The organism is Pseudomonas sp. RW10S2 (assembly GCF_014268985.1).
Taxonomy (GTDB): domain Bacteria; phylum Pseudomonadota; class Gammaproteobacteria; order Pseudomonadales; family Pseudomonadaceae; genus Aquipseudomonas; species Aquipseudomonas wayambapalatensis.
In genome coordinates this window covers 1-8969 of the sequence record NZ_JABWRO010000170.1, presented here as the reverse complement: position 1 = coordinate 8969, position 8969 = coordinate 1, and the positions used below count along the sequence as shown (strand labels likewise).

Annotated in this window: 5 protein-coding genes and 1 pseudogene; 2 read left to right on the top strand and 4 right to left on the bottom strand. The window is 59.1% G+C overall.

The annotated features are described in order from the left end of the window. The first annotated feature begins 190 nt into the window (after nucleotides 1-190). Both HU729_RS24090 and HU729_RS24085 read left to right on the top strand, forming a co-directional pair. A complete protein-coding gene (locus HU729_RS24090; RefSeq protein ID WP_186711765.1) occupies nucleotides 191-1390 on the top strand; it encodes a site-specific integrase in 1200 nt (399 codons plus the stop codon). Beyond that, a complete protein-coding gene (locus HU729_RS24085; RefSeq protein ID WP_186711764.1) occupies nucleotides 1387-2451 on the top strand; it encodes a PDDEXK nuclease domain-containing protein in 1065 nt (354 codons plus the stop codon). The genes HU729_RS24090 and HU729_RS24085 overlap by 4 nt, the downstream gene beginning before the upstream one ends. 130 nt (nucleotides 2452-2581) lie before the next feature. On the opposite strand, the gene HU729_RS24080 is transcribed toward HU729_RS24085, so the two are convergent. The 4 genes and pseudogenes from HU729_RS24080 to HU729_RS24065 all read right to left on the bottom strand — a co-directional run. Then, nucleotides 2582-6094 carry a DEAD/DEAH box helicase gene (locus HU729_RS24080; RefSeq protein WP_186711763.1) on the bottom strand — a complete coding sequence of 1171 codons (3513 nt, stop codon included), beginning with the start codon at nucleotides 6092-6094 and terminating at the stop codon, nucleotides 2582-2584. After that, nucleotides 6078-6857, bottom strand: a complete 780-nt coding sequence (locus HU729_RS24075) for a Hachiman antiphage defense system protein HamA (protein ID WP_186711762.1) — start codon at nucleotides 6855-6857, stop codon at nucleotides 6078-6080. Before HU729_RS24075 ends, HU729_RS24080 begins: the two co-directional genes overlap by 17 nt. Before the next feature lie 60 nt (nucleotides 6858-6917). Then, a complete protein-coding gene (locus HU729_RS24070; protein ID WP_238348433.1) occupies nucleotides 6918-7577 on the bottom strand; it encodes a hypothetical protein in 660 nt (219 codons plus the stop codon). Beyond that, nucleotides 7574-8969: pseudogene (locus HU729_RS24065) on the bottom strand (SAM-dependent methyltransferase); the annotation flags it as partial. The gene HU729_RS24070 and the pseudogene HU729_RS24065, both read right to left, overlap by 4 nt.

Here is an 8969-nt window from a genome sequence, read left to right as displayed (position 1 = left end):
GGGGGGTTTTTTTATTTCACCATGACTCCAGCACCGAAATTCGCTGGACTACGCCACAGCCAGATACAGCAGGTTTATCAATAACTTAGGCGAGTTCAACATATGCCGGTGCTTTCCGAAACCTGACCCGACTTCCGACCGCCTGACTCCTATCCGGCCCTTGGAATCCGGGTCTTTCCAAGGAGTCATCATGGCTAAGATCAAACTCACTAAGTCCGCTGTCGATGCGGCGCAACCCCAGGCAGAGGCCGTCGAACTCCGGGACACGCTGGTGCCCGGCTTCCTGTGCAAGATTACCCCGGTGGGACGCAAGGTGTTCATGCTCCAGTACCGGACGAACGCCGGCGAACGCCGCAAGCCCTCGCTAGGGCGGTACGGGGAGTTAACCGTCGAACAGGCACGGTCGCTGGCGCAGGAATGGCTGGCCCAAGTCCGCAGGGGCGGCGATCCTGCCGCAGAGAAAGCGGAGGCGCGCCAAGCCCCCACGGTCAAGGAGCTATGCACGAAGTTCATGGAGGACTACTCTAAGAAGCGCAACAAGCTCAGTACCCAGGCCGGCTATCAGGCCGTCATCAATCGCAACATCATCCCGCTGCTAGGCCGCAAGAAGGTTCAGGACGTGAAGCGTCCTGACATCGCGGGCCTGATGGAAAAGCTCTCATACAAGCAGACCGAGGCGAACAAGGTCTTCAGCGTCTTGCGCAAGATGTTCAACATGGCCGAGGTATGGGGCTATCGGCCCGACGGCACCAACCCTTGCCGTCACGTCCCCATGTTCCCCGCCGGAAAGTCCACTCACCTTATCAGCGACGAAGAGATGGGCGACTTGTTCCGGCGGCTCGACGAGATCGAGTCGGAGGGGCTGGAGAACTACGTCATTCCTTTGGGAATCCGTCTGCAATTCGAGTTTGCTGGCCGCCGCTCGGAAATCATTGCGCTGGAATGGGACTGGGTTGACCTGCAGAACCGGCGAGTGGTCTGGCCTGACAGCAAGACCGGCGGCATGTCCAAGCCTATGAGCGAGGAAGCCTATCGGCTACTCTCGACGGCACCCCGGCAAGAGGGTAGCCGCTACGTGCTGCCGTCTCCTAGTCATGCCGGCAAGCATCTGACCACCGGCGAGTATTACGGTGGCTGGAGCCGTGCGCTCAAGGCGGCTGGCGCCACGCACGTGGGCACGCACGGCATCCGCCACCGCTCGGCGACCGACATTGCCAACTCTGGCATCCCGGTCAAGGTCGGCATGGCGCTGACGGCGCACAAGACCGTCGTGATGTTCATGCGCTACGTCCACACCGAGGACAAGCCGGTGCGAGACGCGGCCGAACTGGTGGCAAATCGTCGCAAGACGATCACCGGGATGCAACGAGCCAAGGAGGTGGTGGCATGACCCGGCGCAAGGCATCTGTCGCATCTCCAGCAGCGCCGGTGGCGCTGCTGGGCGACATCCGGGCACTGATCGAGGCGTCGCACCAGCGCGCCGCTTCAGCCGTCAATGCCGAGCTGACCTTGCTGTTCTGGCGCATCGGCCAGCGCATCCATACAGAAGTCCTGGCCGGGCAGCGGGCCGGGTACGGCGAGGAAATCCTGCCGACGCTGGCCGAGCAGCTTGCCCGTGACTACGGGCGGGGTTTCGGGGAGAAGAACCTGCGCCGGATGGTCAAGTTCGCGGCCACGTTCCCGGACGAACCAATTGTCGCGACGCTGTCGCGACAATTGAGCTGGTCCCATTTCGTCCTGCTGCTGGCGCTCAAGGAGCCGATGCAGCGGGATTACTACGCGCAGATGGCCGGCGTCGAACGCTGGAGCGTTCGGACACTGCGCGAACGCATCGACTCGATGCTGTACGAACGCACGGCATTATCCAAGAAGCCGGACACGATGATCGCGCAGGAGCTGGCGACTATGCGCGACGCGCAGCGCATCTCGCCCAGCCTGGTCATGCGTGACCCGTACATCCTCGACTTCCTTGGCCTGCGCGACACCTGGCAGGAAGGCGATCTGGAGGCGGCAATCATCCGCGAGATGGAGTCTTTCCTGCTGGAGCTGGGCGTGGGCTTCACGTTCGTGGCTCGACAAAAACGCATCCAGATCGACGACGATGATTTTCACCTTGACCTGCTGTTCTACAACCGCAAGCTACGACGGCTGGTAGCAGTGGAATTGAAGGTCGGCGAGTTCAAGGCCGTCTACAAGGGGCAGATGGAGCTTTATCTGCGTTGGCTCGACAAGCATGAACGGGAGCCTGACGAAGCTTCGCCACTCGGCATCATTCTTTGCACCGGAAAGAAGTCCGAGCAGATCGAATTGCTGGAACTCGATAAGTCCGGTATCCATGTTGCCGAGTATTTGACGAACTTGCCGCCACGGGAGTTGTTGACCGAGCGGTTGCAGCAAGCGACCGCCCGAGCCCGGCTGCAAATTGAACAACACAACGACAGCGAAGAGTAGCGCTAATCCGAGGTCAAAGCTGCCAAGTCAATCGTGGGTACATAAGCACTTGTGCTGACAGACGCAAGCGCTGGCCGATCGGTACTGACCTTGGTAGTGGATGGGGATTGCGACCCATCGCTTGCGCACCCTATGCACCAGCTAAATCATCAGGCCCGAGATACGTCAGGTCGATCCGGCCTGCATCGTGAGAGACTTGGGCGCGTATAAGACCGGCCCTGGCGGGATTGAGCACGCCCTGCAGCGTACCAAGCAGTGTCCCATCTGCTCCGAGTACGCTTAGCCGACCTGCCCAATTATGGACGTGCACCGGGGTGCCTGGCGGGGCAGGTATGCCAAGCCACGTCACGCCCACCCAGTACCGCCTATTCGCCCAGGTAGCGCTGGCGCGTGGAGTGAAGCCTTGCACAAACTCCATCCACATCGCCTTTGTCTCAAGCGTCGGCCAATCGGGCCTTGCGTTCCACGCTAAGAGACCTTCCGATCTAAGCCATTGGCGAAGCTCTTGGGCCGTTTGGAAGGTTGCACCGGTGTCCACCACGGCCTTAATGGCGCTCAGCCGAGAATTGAATCCTGCCTGAATGAGGATCGCGGCAGAGCGGTTTAACGTTCCAGTTTCCACCGCGGCCACGGCCAAGCCAAGCTCGAAATCATCGAGTGAAAGATCGTCGATGGTGTCGCCGTTGGCAAGTGCACGAACACGAATAGCCTCCATTGCCCACGGCAAGCGATAGACGAGCCCGCCTTCAACGAACTGCAGTGTCTCCGATTCTTGACCAGCGGCAATCGCCAAGAGAGGCTGCCCAAGCAGCCATGCATGAAGGATGTCGCGCCAGTTTGCTGGCATGGGATCGGGGATAAACGGATAGAAAGTGAACACGCGATCTGCAATCGCCGTAATCGCCACGATGGCTGCATCGGCATCACCGTTGAGGATGCCTCCGTTAGCCTGCACAAGAAGAAGGTTTGCATCTCCTGCGATGGCGTCCAACGCCTGCCCAGTTCCCAACCCAACGCCGGCCAAAAAATAGCCACGTCGGCGCGCTGCTGTCGATTGGCTCCAGATAAGGCGGCCGCGTGAAACCAGACCCGCCTTCAGAGTCCGCTGCACCTGCTCGTTCTGACGTAGAAGGCGTCTCTGCCACAGAGAAGATTGAAGAATATCGTCCAGCGCCGCCTCGACTCCGTCGTCCGGAATGTCGTTCTCACCGATGAGACTTAGAACGGCAGTGTCGAGCGTCGCGACGTGCCGCTCCCATTCTGCAAGAGCGCGTGCGCGGTCCTCTGCCGTCTCATTTGCCACCTCGGGGAATGTCCACGCCACAGCATTGTTTACAACATAGTCGATGAGTTGATTCAAATCGCCACCGATGCGAGCAATCATGCGCGACAACAGAGCCGCGACAAGCTGTACCAACCCGCTCTCCATATTGCGGGCGCCGAGATCGTTGATGAGCGCCTCCCAGTTGCCACGCTTCCTTGCAATGTCATCGAACATTGGGAAGAGCACAACGCCTTCCACGTCGACGTAGGCCCGCCCTGCTCGTCCAATGACATTCTTGAACTCGGATATCTCAATGCGAGCGCCAGCCCGATGAAGAGAATGCATGACCACGGCTGTGGCCGACAGGTTGAGGCCTTGGGCTAAGGTCGGGGATGAAATAGTGACTTTTAAGATGTTATCGCGCAGCAGTCTCTCAACCTCCTTGCGGTATGCCGTCGGCAAAGCGCCATGATGAAGTGCAACGCCGAACCGCAAGCATTTGAGGATTGCACTATCTGGTCCAAGCCACTCCTCGCCAAGCGCAATAGCAGTAGTGAGGACGGCAGGTTCTGCTTCTAGCAGCGATGGCAATGCCCCACGCTCATGAAGATCGACGATCACATCAGCGAACGGTTCAACGCTCCGCCGCTCCGGACAAAAGATGAGAACAGTCTGTCCATCCTCGACCAGCCGCCACGCCGTTGCAAGACAAAGCTCCCGCTGATCGTCTGGAAACAACCTGGCTCGACGACGTTTGGGTGGCACCCAGGTCGGCGGAGCCTCACCGGTGAGGAAACGCTGGACCCACGGACGTTCTTCGCCCACACGAAGATTTAGGCGCGCATTTGGCGAGGTCCAGACGACCTCGCCAAACCGCAGTCGGGTTGGACGCCAGTCGTTTTTAATCAGACCGCCAGGATGGTCGCGACGTAGCCAGCCAGCAAAGTCGTCGAGCTGTTCGCCGTCGGGAAGGATGGCCGAAAGGCAGACGATTCGCCGTTCATGAGCATCAGCACGACGGAGAAGCCGCTGGATTTGAACCTCATATCGGACCTCCCGTTCGTTCAGCCCGATCATGTGGCCCTCGTCAAAGACGAGCAAACCTACGTCATCGAGAAGAGACGGATCATTGCGGAGCGCAAAGTCGAGCTTTTCCGGCGTTGCCACAACGACATCGCGCTCACCGATCGCGTCTTCGTCGAAGCCGCTAACCCCAATGCTTCCGTAGAGAGCCGAGATCGTCTTTCCGAGGGGACCAAAAGTTCTCTGGAGAGTGGCTTCGGTCTGTGCAGACAGTGCTCGCAGCGGCGTAATGAAGACTACTCGTTTTCCGCCGGCAAGGCAGCGCAAGATGCACAGTTCAGCGATGCGCGTTTTGCCCGCGCTAGTCGGTAAAGAAACCACGAGATCATCAGACTGGTCGACCGCGCGGCCTGCCGCCTCAACCTGCGATGGCCAGAGATCCACCTCAGCTTTCGCGCGGCGTTGCAAAAGCGAAATGAAGAGCTCTCGAAGCCCAGGCCAATCGGCCGCCTCGCCGCCGGCTGCCGGTAGCGGAACTCGCTCATGAAAAGTGTTAGCCCAAAGGTCAGGAAGGAGATGAGTAGCGATGCGATACGACCACCATTGCGGAAGCATGTTCAGCTCGCCGCAGATGGCAAGACCCGTACGGAGCCGCTCCAGCGCTTGATCTAACAGTGCTCGCTCGCCCCGTTCAAGCGCGAGCAGGAACAGGGCCATCGCCGCCATGAAAGTGTCAGTCAGCGCTGTGTCAAGACCATCGAAGAGAAATTCATTGCCGTCGTCGGCCACCACAGCAGCAGCCTCGATTTGATCGAGATTCGCCTGGATTCCAGCAGCTATTCGGGCATCACTACCATCACCAGCGGCTCGGAAATTAAGTACGATGGCGCGAAGTCCGTCAAAGCTGCGCCGCATCAAGAGGGCGAGAACCCGCTCGGTCGGCGAGAAATTCTCATCAGCTTCGACCAGGGCCAGCAGCGAATAGGCACGTGCGGAAAGATGTGCAAGATGGTAGCTCGCCGCCGCCATGATGAAGTGGAAGTCGCGGTCGGCTTCCTGAGGATTGCCCTTTGCGATCACCGCCTCAAGGGCTGTGGCCGCCTGCTCAAAGGCAGTGCGAGCCTGTGTAGCGTCTCCGCCGAGTTCTCTCAGGCGGAGCCCCAACCCGAAAAGGGCATAACCATAGGAATGCAAATCGTAGCTAAGCTGCGGTGCGAATCCCGGCGCGTCTGGGGGAAGCGCGCCGTCTCGCCAGATGATCGCTCGCGCTTGGCCACGCGCAAGGAGGCTGCCTCGGAAGCCGGCTGTCGCCGCTTCCGCAATGTCGGCTGCGATGGCATCAGGCGTTGTTGGCATCTGCGATTACTCGATCGTAGACTGCGCCGATGAAGGCCGCGTGTCCTTCTACGTGCAGGCCGACACCCCATTGGCTAATCGGACCAGCGTAGGCCTGAAGAGAGGCGGCTAACAACGCATCCGGCGCGTTGCCGGAAAAGGTGAAAAGCAGATGCCGCACGTTCTGCGGCGGAATGCCATGCTTTAAGAGAGCGTCATCGATCGCGTCGGCGAGCGGTAGGTGGTCTAACTCGAGCAGGCGCGCCGACATAAAGGACAGGGCATGTGCGGAGGGCAGGCCGCCATCCTTGTCGAGACCAGCCCTCGCCTCGGTAAGAACCCGAGCAGTCAACGCGACGCGGCTCTTTGCCTCAGTCTTAAGGAAATGAAGACGTTGGGTCTGAGGATCTAGGAGGATGCCAATTACATCGTCGCCGCGCATCGCCATGTTGCGATGATCCTTCCAGCGCAGCCGCTTGATTGGAGAGTGATAGCCTCCGCTATGCGCATCGATCCATTCAGTGGCATAGATTTCCCCGAGGTCGCCAGAACGGATCGCCTTCGTGGTGGGAAGCTTTCCTTCGATGAGCGCAGCTGCTGCCGGCTTGCCGAGACGTACGAGCGCACGCGCCACTTGCTCCTCCGAAGCATAGTGTTCCGGCACGATGGCTGCAGTCGCCTCGACCCCATCCGGGAGGCTAGCCGCCTGGCCCGTCATCACCCTGCGGAAGTGATTTCCGATCTGCAAGTCGACGGACAGACACCAATTGTTGAACTGCGCCATGCTCTTCTCCCGTCGTACGCCCAAGGTTCACCGGTACCTAAATGCCCCCGACAATGCTAGCTACTTAGGTACTCCCATTTCGAGCAGCGCGTGATGCAAGCCAATGGGACGGGATGGCGTGGCGCGTGCATGTTTACTGTGCCAGGTTGCCGAATCGACGATGTCGCTCGGCTCAAGACGATCACTCGTGCGCGAAACCCGCGTGAAATACGCATTGACGCCCTCTGCCGCTTCTCCGGCTGTGCCCGAAAGGACGTAACCGGCCATGAAGCCAACGGCATGGTTCTCACCATATTTGCCGCTGGCGAACCTATCTATACCTTCGACGACGTATTCACGGCACAGGTGCGTATCGGAGCCCGCGATCCGCTTGCATTCAATAATCGCATGAGGATCGTGCTCCTGCGTGCGCAGGAAAACTTCGATCATCATCAAGGGAATGTCGGTGCGTCCATCCGGCAATACGACGGTACTCTTTGATCGAGATTCGGTGCCAGGCAGAACGATCAAGCTCCATGAAGAGTTCTTCAACGCGCCGCGCATACCATCTCGCAAACGTTCTGTCATAAGAACCTCTCCAGCGTCGGCATTCACGTCAACGGCTTTGTCCGCTCGTTGCCACCCCGCCGCGACAGTCAACAAAATTGCGGCCACAACCTCGGGGGCCAGTTCGATGAACTCTCTGCCGAGTGCTGGAGGTGTCTCATAGGGAATCCTCAAATCTCGCCCCCTAGGAAACTCTCCGCGACGACCGCATCGGCATCCTCCAAAGCCGCTATGCGCATCCAGTGGCGCCGGCCTGCCGGTTTGATGATCACCAACTCATTGCGACCGTGAACGCGTAACTCCCGTTCTGCGCTAAGCGCAGTCGCGATCTTGACTTTCAATCGCTGACCAATTCGAGTCAGCACGTCGTTCAGCTCGCCTTGAGGGTTCACAAAACTCACGCTGGCTTCGCCTGGCCCGTCCTGCACAACAAAGCGCACGACGCGCAGTGCAGCGCCCTTTGGCAAATCCATCACTTCGGCACGCATGTGCCGCTTCTTGCGCGCAGCGAACCAACCGTTCATTACAGACAGGAACGTCTGGGCGTACGCCGCCACCTCAGACCGACTGTCCGACGGAACCACCGAGGCCTCGCGGCCCTCTTCCCACTGCCAACCAGCACGCAGCAGGCCATCAAGAACGACGACGCGAGCGGTATCACCGAGCTCGTAGAGATCGAAGACGGCCTCATCTACGGCACGCCACTCTTGTAGCCCAAGTTCCTGCTTTCGCAGCACTTTCTCAAGGTCTAGTAGGCGCTTCCCAGCCTCTGACTTTGCCGCACCACGCAAATCGGGAACCGGTAGAAATCCGACATCGCGCATTAACAGCTTTCGCTTGTAGATGCCGAATTCGGATGCCGTCAGGCCGAAGAACCACGATGCAAGCGCTGAACTCAGAATTGTGGCAAGGAGATGTGCGGATTGCTTGTGACTTGAAGGCAGCGACGCAGCGAAAAACGAATCCGAAAACACAAGATCGCGATCGGCTACTGCAACCAATGCTCGCGGATGCCCGACCACCATCTCTTTGACGATGAGTAGCGGCGCGCGGTAGGTATCACGTGAGCGCGGCCACTGCGCCGACGATTGGTCATATACCGGCAGATTGCGCGGGATATGGAAGTGCTGCATGTCGTTGGTCTGAAGGAATTCCAAGCCCTTCATTTCGCGCGCGTCGCGCGTCTGGTTCGCTGATTTTCCTTGCGTTAACCCATCACTGAACTTGGTATTGAGCGAGGCGAATTGATCGCCCAAGCTTTGATGCGTCGATGTCAGGTCCGTCAGCAGCATCAGATCACGGCGACGTCCTACAGCAGCGGCTTTTAGCTTGAGCGGCTGCCTCTCAATCTCTCCCAAGGTCAACTTGATGACATCGCTTGGGGCCACCTCGAACGAATGCGTTCTGGCTCCGCTTGGTGTCCAGGGGATCTGCACGACCGTTACTTGATCCACCCTTTGCTTCGGGCGATGACGTGCAAACAGCACAACCGCAGGCATCGTTGCGGTCGCAAAGAGCCAACTGCACAAGTTGGACAGATTGACCAGCGTGACAGGAGCAAGCGTG

Coding starts and splice junctions, on each gene's coding strand:
- HU729_RS24090 (WP_186711765.1), top strand. CDS start 191: ATGGCTAAGATCAAACTCACTAAGTCCGCTGTCGATGCGGCGCAACCC.
- HU729_RS24085 (WP_186711764.1), top strand. CDS start 1,387: ATGACCCGGCGCAAGGCATCTGTCGCATCTCCAGCAGCGCCGGTGGCG.
- HU729_RS24080 (WP_186711763.1), bottom strand. CDS start 6,094: ATGCCAACAACGCCTGATGCCATCGCAGCCGACATTGCGGAAGCGGCG.
- HU729_RS24075 (WP_186711762.1), bottom strand. CDS start 6,857: ATGGCGCAGTTCAACAATTGGTGTCTGTCCGTCGACTTGCAGATCGGA.